This window comes from Enterobacter cloacae complex sp. 370H10 (assembly GCF_050031535.1).
GTDB lineage: Bacteria > Pseudomonadota > Gammaproteobacteria > Enterobacterales > Enterobacteriaceae > Enterobacter > Enterobacter intestinihominis.
Window position 1 is genome coordinate 1,761,128 of sequence record NZ_JBLGWG010000001.1, and the last position, 13,550, is coordinate 1,774,677.

Genomic DNA, 13,550 nt, shown 5'->3' on the forward strand with positions numbered 1-13,550 from the left:
TCCTTAACTTTGCGCGACTTTTCTCGGGATAAACGCATTCGCCACGGCTTCGCCCTGCAACTGAAGCTGACGTGGCTGCGGAATCTCCGGGATAGCGACATCCAGGTGCGGGAAGAGCAGTTCACCCACCTTGTAGGCCTCCTCCAGATGCGGGTAGCCAGACAGGATAAAGCTGTCGATCCCCAGCGCCGCGTATTCATTAATGCGTGCCGCTACGGTTGGACCGTCGCCGACCAGCGCCGTACCGGCGCCGCCGCGCACCAGACCCACCCCGGCCCACAGGTTCGGGCTGATCTCAAGATTTTCACGCTTGCCGTTGTGCAGGGAGGCCATTCGGTGTTGGCCCACGGAGTCGGTTTTGGCAAACGCCGCCTGTGCTTTGGCGATAGTGTCGTCGTCCAGATGAGCGATCAGACGGTCGGCGGCTTGCCAGGCCTCGTCGTTGGTTTCGCGTACGATCACGTGCAGGCGAATGCCGAAGCGCACCGTACGGCCATGTTCTGCGGCTTTGGCGCGTACCTGAGCAACTTTCTCTTTAACCAGCTCCGGTGGCTCGCCCCAGGTCAGATAGAGATCGACCTGCTCAGCCGCCAGCTCCTGCGCCACGTCCGACGATCCGCCGAAATAAAGGGGAGGGCGCGGCTGCTGTACCGGCGGGAAGTAGAGTTGCGCATCGCGAACGTGGATATGTTTTCCTTCGAAGGTGACGGTTTCCCCTTCCAGCAGACGTCGCCAGACGCGGGTGAACTCTGCGGAGGCTTCATAGCGCTCGGTATGATCGAGAAAAACGCCATCGCCCGCCAGCTCCTGCGGATCGCTGCCCGTCACCAGATTGAACAGCGCGCGGCCGTTGGAGAGCCTGTCCAGCGTTGCCGCCTGGCGTGCCGCGACGGTGGGCGACACCACGCTTGGGCGCAAGGCTACCAGGAATTTCAGGCGCTGGGTGACGGGGATCATTGACGCGGCAACCAGCCACGCATCCTCACACGAGCGGCCCGTCGGGATCAGTACCCCGGTAAAACCGATGCGGTCTGCCGCCTGGGCGATCTGCTGTAGATAGCCGTGATCGACCGGGCGGGCGCCTTCTTCTGTGCCAAGATAGTGTCCATCACCGTGGGTGGGTAAAAACCAGAAAAGATTCAGACTCATGATTTTTTTCCTTCAATGCCAGCGGGTTGCCAGATGCGTTCGCGAATATTCACCTGCTTTGGAACCAGGCGGTTTTGATAAAAGAGGTCTGCCGTTTGCTGCTGGAGGGCGGCAACGTGGGCGTCAACCGGCGCTATGGTGGTGGGAGGACGGTGGTCAAGATAGGTGGCGATCACCGGTTCAGGCAGGCCCATGGTTTTTGCCAGTAGCGTGATGCTCTGCTGACGCTGGCTTTGGGTCAGCGCATCGGCCTGAGAGAAGGTATCCAGCACCTGCTGAATAAATGCGCCATTTTTTTCAGCGTAAGGACGTGCCGCCAGGTAGAACGAACCGGTTTGTTTCAGGGTGGTGCCGTCTTTCAGCACCCGCACACCGCCTTGCAACAGTGCGGCGGAGTAGTACGGATCCCAGATAGCCCAGGCATCAACATTTTTTTGCTGAAACGCCGCGCGCGCATCGGCAGGCGTCAGGTAAACGGGCTGGATATCGGTGAATTTAAGGCCGGCCTCCTGCAACGCGCGCAGCAGCAGGTTGTGCGAGCTGGAACCTTTCTGGAAAGCAACCTTATGGCCTTTGAGATCGGCGACGCTTTTGATCTCGCTGTTTTCCGGCACCAAAATAACCTCTGCCTTCGGCTTGGCGGGTTCAACGCCAACGTAAACCAGATCCGCCCCGGCCGCCTGGGCAAAGATCGGCGGGATATCGCCGGTGCTGCCTAAATCAATACTCCCGACGTTCAGCGCCTCCAGCATCTGCGGTCCGGCAGGGAACTCGACCCATGAGAATTTGGTCTGCGGGAAACGTTTCTCCAGCAACGCATGGCTTTTCGCCAGCACCATGCTGACGCTGCCTTTCTGATAACCGATGCGCAGGCTCTCCGGCGTTTTCTCCGCCGCCTGAGCCAGCGATGCCACTGCCAGCAGACCTGCCAGCCCGATACGGGTAACTGTTTTAAACATGCGCCACTCCTTGTGATTGATGAAATGCCGCCGCGTGGCGATCCCGACGATTAAGGGCGTGCCAGAATGTTTCAAGCGCGCTGTCGAGGCGGGTTTGCAGATTCGGCGTGAAATGCGGTTTATGCTGGTAGTCGATTACCTGTGAGTCGTCAGCGAAGACGCCATGCAGGATCTCCTGCGCTTTCAGCGCGTTCAGAACCGGCTTGAGGGCATAATCCACCGCCAGTAAATGGGCTACCGTACCGCCTGTGGCCAGCGGCAGGACGACCTTACCGTCCAGCGCGCGCTCGGGCAGCAGATCGAGCAGCGTTTTCAGTGCACCGGAAAAAGAGGCTTTATAAATTGGTGTCGCGACGACCAACCCGTCAGCACGCTTAAGTTGTTCGATCAGGGTTTTCAGCGCCGGGCTGTCGAAACGGGCGTAGAGCAGATCTTCAGGCGCGAAATTGTGCAAATTCCAGTGACACACTTCGACATCCAGAGCATTAAGCTTTTCGCGAGCGTATTCCAGCAGTGCGCTGGATCGAGAGGGGAAGCGGGGGCTTCCGGCCAGGGTAATGACGCGCATGGTTGCTCCTTATAACTAATTGTTTGCTTTTATCTAACATTCATAACAATTTTCAGGAGTGTGACATTGCGTGTTTATTCCACTAAATGATTTATCCTCAGGATGAATGCAGAAAAAAGCATAAGAAGCGAACCGATAAGTAAACGATTGCGTTTTACATGGCTTTTTTTGCCACAGGTCAATTCCCTTTCCGGGCGGGATCGCACATAATCCCCTCCCGGTTTGCACACCGGGAATCCAGGAGAGTTCATGTACTACCCCTTCGTTCGTAAAGCCCTTTTCCAGCTCGATCCTGAGCGCGCTCATGAATTTACATTTCAGCAGTTACGTCGTATTACAGGAACGCCTCTGGCCGCGCTGGTGCGTCAAAACGTGCCGGAAAAACCTGTCCAATGCATGGGCCTGACGTTCAAAAATCCACTGGGCCTTGCGGCCGGACTGGACAAAAATGGCGAATGCATTGATGCACTCGGCGCGATGGGCTTTGGCTCGATCGAAATCGGGACAGTGACGCCGCGTCCGCAGCCGGGAAATGACAAGCCACGTCTGTTCCGCCTGGTTGAAGCCGAGGGGCTGATCAACCGCATGGGCTTTAATAACCTTGGCGTCGATCATCTGGTTGAGAACGTTAAGAAAGCCCATTTTGATGGTGTGCTGGGTATTAATATTGGCAAAAATAAAGACACGCCAGTCGAGCAGGGTAAAGATGACTATCTGATTTGTATGGAAAAAGTCTATGCCTATGCCGGTTATATCGCGGTGAATATATCCTCGCCTAACACCCCAGGGCTGCGTTCATTACAATATGGCGAAGCGCTCGACGATCTTCTTGGCGCCATTAAAAATAAACAAACGGCACTACAGGCGATCCACCATAAATATGTTCCGGTCGCGGTTAAGATCGCCCCGGATCTTTCGGCAGAAGAATTGATCCAGGTTGCCGACAGTTTAGTTCGCCATAATATTGATGGTGTGATTGCGACCAATACAACGCTCGATCGCTCCCTCGTCCAGGGAATGAAAAACTGTGACGAAGCGGGTGGATTAAGTGGCCGTCCGGTACAATTAAAAAGCACCGAAATTATTCGCGCACTCTCCGCGGAATTAAAAGGCCAGCTGCCGATTATTGGCGTGGGTGGCATTGACTCCGTCATCGCTGCACGTGAGAAGATGGCGGCAGGGGCTTCACTGGTGCAAATTTATTCCGGCTTTATTTTTAAAGGGCCGCCATTGATTAAAGAAATTGTCACGCATATCTAATCTTTTCTCTTAATCAGACAACCAGGGCTTTATTTCCAGCCCTGGTTGTTTTATATTCCGTCATTGTTGCTTATTTAGACATTATAGTCTTTTATTACTAGTGTTATAAGCGAAGCGGCAAACAGGACATTTTTAGTACAGGACGTTTTGGGGACGGGAGAGAAACATGCGAATTAAACCTGACGATAACTGGCGCTGGTATTTTTGTGACGAGCATGACCGTATGATGCTCGACTTAGCCAATGGCATGTTGTTTCGCTCTCGTTTTGCGCGCCGAATGTTAACGCCAGACGCGTTTGCTCCCTCAGGCTTTTGCGTTGACGACGCTGCACTCTATTTCTCTTTTGAAGAAAAATGCCGCGACTTCAATCTCTCCAAAGAACAGCGCGCTGAACTGGTACTAAATGCGCTGGTGGCGATCCGTTTCCTGAAACCACAAATGCCGAAAAGCTGGCATTTCCTCGCGCACGGTATGAGCTGGACCCCGGCTATCGGCGATGCGGCCAGCGTCAATCTGAGCGATACCGAAGAAGAGGTGAATTTGCTGGTGGTTGAACCCGGTGAAAACGCTGCGCTCTGTTTGCTGGCCCAACCCGGCGTGACCATTGCCGGGCGAGTCATGCAGTTAGGTGATGCCATCAAAGTGATGAATGACAGGCTGAAGCCTCAGCTGCGCGTCGATTCCTTCAGCCTCGAACAGGCGGTTTAAGCTTCCAGCTGTACGGATGTTTTCGGTACACAGCTACAGCACAGGATCGTGCCGTCACTGCCAATCGCAGATTTCTTCAGGGCACTCACTTCACCATCGACCAGTTTAATGCGACAGCATCCGCAAATCCCCGCGCGACAGGAATAAGGTACGCGGATACCCGCCTGCTCCAGCTGTTCCAGTAGCACCTGCTGATTGTTACCACGAATAACTTTGCCTTCCCAGTGAATATCCACTGCGGAAGCGACGTTGGTGACAACGTCAACCATTTCTTCTTCCTGGCCTGCGCCGTACACTCTTGCAGGGCCGCGGGTAAGAATTTCGACCTCGTCGCCCACGCGGATTACGCCGCTGGAGCGGGGGATCAGGTTCTGGCCGAAGTCGACATCACCGTTATCCTGCGCGGTACGAAATGATTGCAAGGTTTTCAGCGGTTCGCCGGAAGGGTGTTTTTGGCCTTTCTCCGGGCTGACGGTGGTAAAAATACAGCGGCTGCACGGCTTCACGACATCAAAGATAACGCTGCCGATGCGGATCATTTTCCAGGTATCTTCATCCCAGGCATCCGCTCCGGTCACCACCAGATTCGGGCGAAACTGCTCCATCTGCACGCTGGCTTTGCAACGGGTTTGTAAATCACGCAGCGAGGCCTCGCTGGTCAGCAGGAAGGGAAAACCATCCGCAAAGGAGAGGGGAACCGCGTCGTGGCGTTTCACGCGACGAGTCAGCGCAGGCCCAACCCAGCGCAGCTGAACGTCACGTGAGAAAAAGCCGCTCAGCCACTGGTTAATGTTATCCGGCGCGATACGCGCGGTAAAATGATTGCCCCACACTTCCGTTGGCGCTTCAACCGGCGCAAAATCAGCAAAGCGGATCAAGACGCTTGAACCGTCTGGCGCGGTCAAATGCAATCCGTCATGAAGCGGGGAAGGCGTAAAGCGAACCATCTGCGGGAACTGACGTGCGGTGATGAACGTACCGTCAGGCTCGGTGATCATAAAAATACGATCGAAGGCGAATCCGCTCATATCGGCCAGCGCGTGCGTCACGCCGATACCACGCATGGATTTCACCGGATGAATAAAAAGCCTGGATAACGTCGCCACTGCACACTCCCGCTAAATAAAATAAGCCTTCAACTTTATGACATACACGCCATATTAGCTATAATGCGCGACAATTTTCTATGAGTAAAAGTGACGATATGAATTCTCTGTTTGCCAGTACGGCCCGTGGGCTGGAAGAGCTGTTAAAAACTGAACTGGAAACCCTGGGCGCGAAAGAGTGCCAGGTGGTTCAGGGTGGTGTCCATTTTGAGGGCGACACGCGGCTTATTTACCAGAGCCTGATGTGGAGCCGTCTGGCGTCGCGCATCATGCTGCCGATGAAAGAGTGCAAGGTCTACAGCGATCTTGATCTCTACACCGGTGTACAGATGATCGACTGGACAGAGATCTTCACCCCGGACGCTACCTTTGCGGTGCATTTCAACGGAGTCAACGATGAGATCCGCAACAGCCAGTACGGTGCCCTGCGCGTCAAAGACGCCATTGTGGACTGCTTCACGCGTCGTAATAGAGAACGTCCGAACGTTGATCGTGAAAACCCGGATCTGCGTATCAACGTCTGGCTGAACGGCGACACTGCCAGTATTTCCCTGGATCTGAGCGGCGCAGGCCTGCATCTGCGCGGCTATCGCGATCGCACCGGCATGGCCCCAATCAAAGAGACACTGGCCGCCGCTATCGTGATGCGCTCCGGCTGGCAGCCGGGTACGCCGCTGCTCGATCCAATGTGCGGTTCCGGTACGCTGCTGATTGAAGCCGCGATGCTGGCCACCGACCGCGCGCCAGGGCTGCATCGTGGACAGTGGGGCTTCAAAGGCTGGGCGCAGCACGATGAAGCCCTCTGGAAAGAGGTCAAAGACGACGCGCAGACCCGTGCCCGTAAAGGGCTGGCGGAGTACACCTCTCACTTTTACGGTTCGGACAACGACCCACGGGTGATTGAACGCGCGCGCAGCAACGCCCGTCGTGCCGGTATCGGTGAGCTGGTGACCTTCGACGTCAAAGATGTGGCGAACCTGACCAATCCGCTGCCAAAAGGCCCGTACGGTACGGTGATCAGCAACCCGCCGTATGGTGAGCGTCTTGGCAGCGAGCCAGCGCTGATTGCGCTACACAGCCTGCTGGGCCGCAACATGAAAGCGCATTTCGGCGGCTGGAACCTCTCCCTGTTTAGCGCCTCGCCGGAGCTGCTGAGCTGCCTGCAATTACGTGCCGATCGCCAGTTCAAGGCGAAAAACGGCCCGCTGGACTGCGTGCAGAAAAACTACCATCTGGCAGAGATAGCAGCGGACAGCAAACCGTCTGGCGTGGCGGAAGATTATGCCAACCGCCTGCGCAAAAACCTGAAGAAATTTGAGAAGTGGGCGAAGCAGGAAGGCATCGAATGTTATCGCCTTTACGACGCTGATCTGCCGGAATACAACGTGGCGGTTGACCGCTATGCAGACTGGGTGGTGGTTCAGGAATACGCCCCGCCGAAAACCATTGATGCGCAAAAAGCGCGTCAGCGTATGCTGGATGTGATTGCGGCCACCATCGCCGTACTCGGCATTTCGCCAAACAAGCTGGTGCTGAAAACCCGTGAGCGTCAGAAAGGCAAAAACCAGTATCAGAAGATGGGCGAGAAGGGCGACTTCATCGAAGTGGGCGAATATAACGCGCGCCTGTGGGTTAACCTGACCGATTACCTTGATACCGGTTTGTTCCTCGATCACCGCATCGCCCGCCGCATGCTGGGACAGATGAGTAAGGGCAAAGACTTCCTGAACCTGTTCTCCTATACCGGCAGCGCCAGCGTTCATGCAGGGCTTGGCGGGGCGCGTAGCACCACCACGGTCGATATGTCCCGTACTTATCTGGAGTGGGCAGAGCGCAACCTGCGTCTTAACGGCTTAACCGGTCGTCAGCATCGCCTGTTACAGGCCGACGTGCTGGGCTGGCTGCGCGATACCGACGAGCAGTTTGATCTGATCTTTATCGATCCGCCGACCTTCTCTAACTCCAAGCGTATGGAGGATAGCTTTGACGTTCAACGCGATCACCTGCGCCTGATGACCGACCTGAAGCGTCTGCTGCGTAAAGGCGGCACCATTATGTTCTCGAATAACAAGCGCGGATTCCGCATGGATCACGACGGCCTGGCCGAACTGGGACTTAAAGCACAAGAAATCAGCCAAAAAACGCTGTCTCAGGACTTTGCCCGTAACCGTCAAATCCACAACTGCTGGCTGATCTCCGCGGTCTGAAAGGAAAAATAAATGTCTTTAATTAGTATGCACGGCGCGTGGCTCTCTTTCAGCGACTCACCGCTTCTCGATAATGCAGAGCTGCATATCGAAGATAACGAGCGCGTCTGTCTGGTCGGCCGTAACGGCGCAGGTAAATCGACGCTGATGAAAATCCTCAACCGTGAGCAGGGGCTGGACGACGGCCGTATTGTTTACGAGCAGGATCTGGTCGTCTCTCGTCTGCAACAGGATCCGCCGCGTAACGTTACCGGCAGCGTGTACGATTTTGTGGCCGAAGGGATTTCAGAGCAGGCGGAATACCTCAAGCGCTACCACGAGATTTCGCATCTGGTCATGACCGACCCGAGCGACAAAAATCTCAACGAACTGGCAAAAGTGCAGGAGATGCTCGATCACCACGGCCTGTGGCAGCTGGAAAACCGCATTAACGAAGTGCTGGCTCAGCTTGGCCTGGAAGCGGATATGGAGCTGTCGGCGCTCTCCGGCGGCTGGCTGCGTAAAGCCGCGCTGGGCCGTGCCCTGGTGAGCGGGCCCAGGGTACTGCTGCTGGACGAACCAACGAACCACCTGGATATCGAAGCGATTGACTGGCTGGAAGGGTTCCTGAAAACTTTCAATGGCACCATTATCTTCATCTCCCACGACCGTTCGTTCATCCGCAACATGGCCACGCGCATTGTCGACCTCGACCGCGGCAAGCTGGTGACCTATCCGGGCGATTACGATACCTATCTGCTGGAGAAAGAAGAGAACCTGCGCGTGGAAGAGCTGCAAAACGCCGAGTTCGACCGCAAGCTGGCGCAGGAAGAGGTATGGATCCGTCAGGGCATCAAGGCGCGTCGTACCCGTAATGAAGGCCGCGTTCGCGCCCTGAAGGCGATGCGCCGCGAACGTAGCGAACGCCGTGAAGTCATGGGTAGCGCCAAAATGCAGGTGGAAGAGGCGTCCCGCTCGGGCAAGATTGTCTTCGAAATGGAGAACGTGAATTATTCGGTTGACGGCAAAGTGCTGGTGAACGATTTCTCCGCACAGGTTCAGCGCGGCGACAAAATTGCGCTTATTGGTCCAAACGGCTGCGGCAAAACCACGCTGTTGAAACTGATGCTGGGCCAGTTGCAGGCCGACAGCGGTCGTATTCACTGTGGTACCAAGCTGGAAGTAGCGTACTTTGACCAGCATCGCGCAGAGCTGGATCCGGACCGTACGGTGATGGACAACCTCGCTGAGGGCAAACAGGAGGTAATGGTTAACGGCAAGCCGCGTCACGTGCTGGGCTACCTTCAGGACTTCCTGTTCCACCCAAAACGCGCCCTGACGCCTGTGCGCGCGCTGTCCGGCGGTGAGCGTAACCGTCTTTTACTGGCGCGCCTGTTCCTGAAACCCAGTAACTTACTGATTCTCGATGAACCGACGAACGATCTGGATGTCGAAACGCTGGAACTGCTGGAAGAGTTGATTGATGGCTATCAGGGAACCGTGATGCTGGTCAGCCACGATCGTCAATTTGTCGATAACACCGTGACCGAGTGCTGGATCTTCGAAGGCGAAGGACGCATCGGTCAATATGTGGGCGGCTATCATGACGCGCGTGGACAGCAATCGCAGTCGCTGGCGCAAAAACAGGCGAAAACCAAAAATGTCGCTGAACCTGTTGTTGCGAAAGCAGAAACTGTCAAAAAGTCTCCTGCTAAAATGAGCTATAACTTGCAGCGCGAGCTGGAAGGACTGCCGCAGCGTCTGGAAGAGCTGGAAGCGGCACTGGAAGCACTGCAAATTCAGGTCGCTGATGCGTCATTCTTTACGCAGCCTCACGACTATACTCAGAAAGTATTGGCTGAACTCTCCCAGGCCGAGCAGGCGCTGGAAGAGGCATTTGAGCGCTGGGAGTACCTTGAGTCTCTGAAAAACGGCGCATAAACAGGGATAATCTATGTGTGACCAGCACCATGCCGATCGGCATATTTTATGCTCGCAATGCGATATGCTCGTGGCGTTGCCAGAGCTTGGTCACGGACATAAGGCTGCCTGCCCGCGCTGCGGAGCTACGCTGACGACCGAGTGGGACGCGCCAAGGCAGCGTCCTACGGCTTACGCGCTGGCAGCCCTGTTCATGTTACTGCTCTCCAATCTCTTCCCTTTCATCTCTATGAAAGTGGGTGGGATGGTAAGCCAGGTGGAGTTACTTGAAATTCCAGGCGTGATGTTCTCGGAAGATTACGCCAGCCTTGGCACCTTCTTTCTTCTGTTCGTGCAGATAGTCCCGGCTTTTTGCCTGGTCGTCATTCTGCTATTGGTCAATCGCGTCAGGATGCCCACCGCCCTTAAAATCAAACTCGCGCGGATCCTGTTCCAGCTGAAAAGCTGGGGGATGGCGGAAATTTTTCTGGCGGGTATCCTGGTCAGCTTCGTGAAGCTGATGGCCTACGGCGATGTGGGGATTGGCAGCAGCTTTATTCCGTGGTGTCTGTATTGCGTGCTGCAACTGCGCGCTTTCCAGTGCGTGGACCGACGCTGGACCTGGGACGATATTGCCCCGGCACCGACGCTCTCGCAGACGGTAAAGGTGGGCGTACCGGGTATCCGTCAGGGGCTGCGCTCCTGCTCCTGCTGCACCGCCGTGCTGCCCGCGGATGTCGAGGTGTGTCCCCGCTGTGAAACTAAAGGTCACGTCCGACGCAAAAATAGCCTGCAATGGACCATGGCGCTGCTGGTGACCTCTGTCATGCTCTATCTGCCCGCCAATATTTTGCCGATCATGATCACCGATCTGCTCGGCGACAGAATGCCCTCGACCATCCTTGCCGGGGTGATTTTGCTGTGGAGCGAAGGGTCATACCCTGTTGCAGGCGTCATATTTCTCGCCAGCATTATGGTTCCGACCTTAAAGATGATTGCCATTGCCTGGCTTTGCTGGGATGCAAAAGGGCACGGTAAGCGTGACAGTGAGCGCATGCATCTGATTTATGAGGTCGTGGAATTTGTTGGCCGCTGGTCGATGATTGACGTGTTCGTGATTGCGGTTCTCTCAGCGCTGGTGCGTATGGGTGGGCTGATGAGTATTTATCCCGCTATGGGAGCGCTGATGTTTGCTTTGGTCGTCATTATGACCATGTTTGCGGCCATGACCTTCGACCCTCGTTTATCGTGGGATCGTGAGCCCGATTCAAGCCATGAGGAAGAGTAAGAGCATGGAAAATAAGAGTGGAGAGGCTAAAGTGCAGAAGGTCAGAAACTGGTCGCCGGTGTGGATTTTCCCCATCGTGACCGCGCTGATCGGTGCATGGATCCTGTTTTATCATTACAGCCATCAGGGACCGGAAGTCACGCTAATTACCACCAATGCAGAGGGAATTGAGGGCGGAAAAACCACCATCAAGAGCCGCAGCGTGGATGTGGGTGTCGTGGAAAGCGCGACCCTGACGGATGATTTAACCCATGTTGAAATTAAGGCCCGCCTGAATGCTGGCATGGAAAAACTGCTCCATGAAGATTCCGTTTTTTGGGTGGTGAAACCGCAGGTCGGAAGAGAAGGGATCAGCGGCTTAGGGACGCTATTGTCAGGGGCTTACATTGAACTCCAGCCCGGCAATAAAGGCGCCCAGCCAGCAAACTATCAGTTGCTGGATTCACCGCCGCTTGCGCCACCGGATGCAAAAGGGATCCGCGTCATTCTGGACAGCAAAAAAGCGGGCCAGCTCTCGCCGGGCGATCCGGTGCTGTTCCGTGGGTATCGTGTCGGTTCGGTTGAAACGAGCACCTTCGATCCGCAAAAACGGACCATCAGCTATCAGCTATTTATCAATGCGCCTAATGACCGACTGGTGACCAGTAACGTTCGTTTCTGGAAAGACAGTGGGATCGCTGTGGATCTCACCTCTGCGGGGATGCGCGTTGAGATGGGTTCACTCACCACGCTGTTTGGTGGGGGCGTCAGTTTTGACGTGCCGGAAGGTATAGATCTGGGACAACCGGTGGCGGAAAAAACCGCCTTCAGACTGTTTGACGATCAAAAAAGCATTCAGGATGCGCTCTATACCGATCACATCGATTATCTGATGTTCTTTAAGGACTCTGTACGCGGCTTGCAGCCAGGAGCGCCAGTTGAGTTCCGCGGTATCCGTCTGGGTACAGTGGGGCAAGTGCCTTACTTTGTTCCGGGACTCAAGCAAATGCTTGATGATGATTATCGTATTCCGGTGCTGATACGCATTGAGCCTGAGCGTTTAATTAACCAGATAGGTGAAGATCAGGATATTGGGGAGCATATCAGCGACCTGATGAATCGCGGTCTGCGTGGCTCGCTGAAAACCGGCAACCTGGTGACAGGGGCGTTGTATGTCGATATGGACTTCTATCCAAAAGCGCCACCTATGACGGGAGTCCGTGAATTTGGCGGCTACAAAATCATTCCTACCGTCAGCAGTGGCCTGGCGCAGATCCAACAGCGTCTGATGGAAACGCTGGATAAGATCAACAATCTGCCGCTGAATCCAATGCTTGAGGCTGCGACGGGATCACTGCATCAGAGCCAGGCGACGATGCAACGTCTTCAAACCACCCTGGATAATATCAACAAGATCACGGCCAACCAGTCCATGCAGCAACTGCCGCAGGATATGCAGAAAACGTTGCGTGAACTGAATCGCAGTATGCAGGGCTTCCAGCCGGGCTCAGCGGCCTACAACAAGATGGTGGCGGATATGCAACGTCTTGATCAGGTTTTACGCGAGCTACAGCCCGTTCTGAAAACGCTCAATGAAAAGAGCAACGCGCTGGTGTTTGAAGCGAAAGATAAAAAGGATCCTGAGCCTAAGAGGGCGAAACAATGAAAAAATGGCTAATCATCGCAGGCGCACTGGTATTAACGGCCTGTAGCTCTGGAAGCGATAACAAAAGCTACTACCAGCTGCCGTTAAGCGCGCAGTCGGGGGCGCAGAGCAGCGCCTCGCAGGGCAGCCGTCTGCTGTGGGTTGAGCAGGTTGCCGTGCCAGATTACCTGGCGGGCAACGGGGTGGTCTACCAGACCAGCGATGTGCAGTACGTAATCGCCAACAACAACCTGTGGGCCAGCCCGCTGGATCAGCAGCTACGCAATACGCTGGTGGCGAATCTGAGCAGCCAGCTCCCCGGTTGGGTCGTTGCCTCGCAGCCTCTGGGAAGCGATCAGGACACTCTGAATGTTAACGTGACGGGATTCCATGGCCGCTATGATGGTGCCGTTGTTATCAGCGGGGAGTGGCTGCTGAATCACCAGGGTCAGCTGATTAAGCGTCCTTTCCATCTTGAACTCAAGCAGCAGAAAGATGGCTATGACGAAATGGTGAAAGTACTTGCGCAGGGATGGGCACAGGAGTCGGCTACTATAGCAAGAGAGATTTCCCGCCTGCCATAAGTAAAATTCATCGACGAAAGCCGCACTCAGCTTCTTGCTGATTGCGGCTTTTTTTTCGTTTTACGTTCAGGTTGTTACTTGTCCCGCATCACACTTTTTGTACAAACGATCTTCCATGTAGCTCACAAATATGACACCCGTATGAATTTTGAACGTTGACGCTGACGCAGATTCGGGGTATTCGTTAACTGTGCTTG

Annotated in this window: 11 protein-coding genes; 7 read left to right on the top strand and 4 right to left on the bottom strand. The window is 55.0% G+C overall.

Annotated elements, in window-relative coordinates; all coding sequences use genetic code 11:
- Nucleotides 1-3: 3 nt before the first annotated feature.
- The 3 genes from ssuD to ssuE are packed head-to-tail and all read right to left on the bottom strand — an operon-like array spanning nt 4 to nt 2,676.
- Nucleotides 4-1,149 carry an FMNH2-dependent alkanesulfonate monooxygenase gene (gene ssuD / locus ACQG2Q_RS08575; RefSeq protein ID WP_038415787.1) on the bottom strand — a complete coding sequence of 382 codons (1,146 nt, stop codon included), beginning with the start codon at nt 1,147-1,149 and terminating at the stop codon, nt 4-6.
- Entirely contained in the window at nt 1,146-2,108 is a 963-nt protein-coding gene (locus ACQG2Q_RS08580; RefSeq protein WP_022647646.1) for a sulfonate ABC transporter substrate-binding protein, read from the bottom strand. Before ACQG2Q_RS08580 ends, ssuD begins: the two co-directional genes overlap by 4 nt.
- Nucleotides 2,101-2,676, bottom strand: coding sequence for an NADPH-dependent FMN reductase (gene ssuE, locus ACQG2Q_RS08585; protein WP_022647647.1), 576 nt, complete (start codon nt 2,674-2,676; stop codon nt 2,101-2,103). The genes ACQG2Q_RS08580 and ssuE overlap by 8 nt, the downstream gene beginning before the upstream one ends.
- A gap of 249 nt (nt 2,677-2,925) precedes the next feature.
- Between ssuE and pyrD the strand changes: the two genes are divergently transcribed.
- Entirely contained in the window at nt 2,926-3,936 is a 1,011-nt protein-coding gene (pyrD, locus tag ACQG2Q_RS08590) for a quinone-dependent dihydroorotate dehydrogenase (RefSeq protein WP_023299739.1), read from the top strand.
- A gap of 166 nt (nt 3,937-4,102) precedes the next feature.
- Nucleotides 4,103-4,645, top strand: a complete 543-nt coding sequence (zapC, locus tag ACQG2Q_RS08595; protein WP_023299740.1) for a cell division protein ZapC — start codon at nt 4,103-4,105, stop codon at nt 4,643-4,645.
- Here the strand turns inward: zapC and ACQG2Q_RS08600 are convergent.
- Complete coding sequence (locus tag ACQG2Q_RS08600) at nt 4,642-5,751, bottom strand: YcbX family protein (protein WP_063849361.1); 1,110 nt, start codon at nt 5,749-5,751, stop codon at nt 4,642-4,644. The genes zapC and ACQG2Q_RS08600 overlap by 4 nt on opposite strands.
- 98 nt (nt 5,752-5,849) lie before the next feature.
- Between ACQG2Q_RS08600 and rlmKL the strand changes: the two genes are divergently transcribed.
- From rlmKL to pqiC, 5 genes are read left to right on the top strand one after another with little or no spacing between them, the layout of a single operon-like run.
- Entirely contained in the window at nt 5,850-7,958 is a 2,109-nt protein-coding gene (gene rlmKL, locus ACQG2Q_RS08605; protein ID WP_032622253.1) for a bifunctional 23S rRNA (guanine(2069)-N(7))-methyltransferase RlmK/23S rRNA (guanine(2445)-N(2))-methyltransferase RlmL, read from the top strand.
- Between the two features lie 12 nt (nt 7,959-7,970).
- A complete protein-coding gene (locus ACQG2Q_RS08610) occupies nt 7,971-9,878 on the top strand; it encodes an ABC transporter ATP-binding protein (protein WP_063849360.1) in 1,908 nt (635 codons plus the stop codon).
- A gap of 13 nt (nt 9,879-9,891) precedes the next feature.
- Nucleotides 9,892-11,145 (top strand): membrane integrity-associated transporter subunit PqiA, encoded by a 1,254-nt coding sequence (gene pqiA / locus ACQG2Q_RS08615; RefSeq protein WP_022647652.1) that lies wholly within the window; start codon nt 9,892-9,894, stop codon nt 11,143-11,145.
- 4 nt (nt 11,146-11,149) lie between these two features.
- Complete coding sequence (gene pqiB / locus ACQG2Q_RS08620; protein ID WP_022647653.1) at nt 11,150-12,790, top strand: intermembrane transport protein PqiB; 1,641 nt, start codon at nt 11,150-11,152, stop codon at nt 12,788-12,790.
- A complete protein-coding gene (gene pqiC / locus ACQG2Q_RS08625; RefSeq protein ID WP_022647654.1) occupies nt 12,787-13,353 on the top strand; it encodes a membrane integrity-associated transporter subunit PqiC in 567 nt (188 codons plus the stop codon). Before pqiB ends, pqiC begins: the two co-directional genes overlap by 4 nt.
- Nucleotides 13,354-13,550 lie beyond the last annotated feature (197 nt).

Bases quoted from the DNA above. Each gene is read 5' to 3' on its own strand.
- ssuD (WP_038415787.1), bottom strand. From the start codon at position 1,149: ATGAGTCTGAATCTTTTCTGGTTTTTACCCACCCACGGTGATGGACAC.
- ACQG2Q_RS08580 (WP_022647646.1), bottom strand. From the start codon at position 2,108: ATGTTTAAAACAGTTACCCGTATCGGGCTGGCAGGTCTGCTGGCAGTG.
- ssuE (WP_022647647.1), bottom strand. From the start codon at position 2,676: ATGCGCGTCATTACCCTGGCCGGAAGCCCCCGCTTCCCCTCTCGATCC.
- pyrD (WP_023299739.1), top strand. From the start codon at position 2,926: ATGTACTACCCCTTCGTTCGTAAAGCCCTTTTCCAGCTCGATCCTGAG.
- zapC (WP_023299740.1), top strand. From the start codon at position 4,103: ATGCGAATTAAACCTGACGATAACTGGCGCTGGTATTTTTGTGACGAG.
- rlmKL (WP_032622253.1), top strand. From the start codon at position 5,850: ATGAATTCTCTGTTTGCCAGTACGGCCCGTGGGCTGGAAGAGCTGTTA.
- ACQG2Q_RS08610 (WP_063849360.1), top strand. From the start codon at position 7,971: ATGTCTTTAATTAGTATGCACGGCGCGTGGCTCTCTTTCAGCGACTCA.
- pqiA (WP_022647652.1), top strand. From the start codon at position 9,892: ATGTGTGACCAGCACCATGCCGATCGGCATATTTTATGCTCGCAATGC.
- pqiB (WP_022647653.1), top strand. From the start codon at position 11,150: ATGGAAAATAAGAGTGGAGAGGCTAAAGTGCAGAAGGTCAGAAACTGG.
- pqiC (WP_022647654.1), top strand. From the start codon at position 12,787: ATGAAAAAATGGCTAATCATCGCAGGCGCACTGGTATTAACGGCCTGT.